Origin of the sequence: Clostridium psychrophilum, assembly GCF_018861705.1 — a bacterium.
Taxonomy (GTDB): Bacteria; Bacillota; Clostridia; order Clostridiales; family Clostridiaceae; genus Clostridium_AD; species Clostridium_AD psychrophilum.
Genome location: NZ_JAHLEC010000261.1, coordinates 1 through 931, shown reverse-complemented (window position 1 = coordinate 931; position 931 = coordinate 1). Strand labels below are relative to the sequence as shown.

Here is a 931-nt window from a genome sequence, read left to right as displayed (position 1 = left end):
GTACAACCCATTCCAACTTTAAGACCGTGATTGATACATGGAGCATATGCTATTATAAGTGATGGTCCGTTATATGCTTCTGCTTCTTTGAAAGCTTTTAATGTTTGTGCTTTATCAGCACCCATTGCTATTTGAGCAACATAAACATATCCGTAAGACATTGCCATCATACCTAAATCTTTCTTCTTAGTTCTCTTTCCAGTTGCAGCAAATTTAGCTACAGCTGCTGTTGGAGTAGATTTAGAAGCCTGACCACCTGTGTTTGAATATACTTCTGTATCCATTACAAGTATATTTACATCTTCTCCAGATGCAAGTACATGATCAACACCACCGTATCCAATATCATAAGCCCAGCCATCTCCACCAAATATCCATTGAGATTTCTTTACTAACTGATCTTTTTTATCAAATATTTCTTTCAAAACTTCGTTATTGTCTTTTTCAGCTTTTAATAATGGTAACATTTTAGCAGTTGCAGCTTTTGAACCTTCTGCATCTTGCTTATTCTCAATCCATTCATTAATAACTGTTTTTAATGCTTCGCTTGTATTCATTGTTAATGCTTCTTTAGCAAGCAATTCAACCTTATCTCTTTGTTGAGTTGTTCCAAGGAACATACCAAATCCGAATTCAGCATTATCTTCAAATAATGAATTGGCCCAAGCTGGTCCTTGACCACATTTATTAACTGTATATGGTGAAGCAGGTGAACTAGCACCCCAAATTGAAGAACATCCTGTAGCATTAGCTACGAGCATTCTATCTCCGAATAATTGAGTGACAAGTCTAGCATATGGAGTTTCTCCACATCCAGCACAAGCTCCACTGAATTCCATTAATGGTTGCTCAAATTGGCTACCCTTAACAGTTGATGTACCCATTGGATTTTCTTTCTTAGGTAAGTTTATGTTAAACTTCCAGTTTGGTA

Annotated in this window: 1 protein-coding gene; it reads right to left on the bottom strand. The window is 36.4% G+C overall.

Annotated features, from left to right (window positions below; genetic code table 11):
• The coding region (locus KPL38_RS19360) for a thiamine pyrophosphate-dependent enzyme (protein WP_246578060.1) at positions 1–931 on the bottom strand (931 nt) is incomplete at both ends.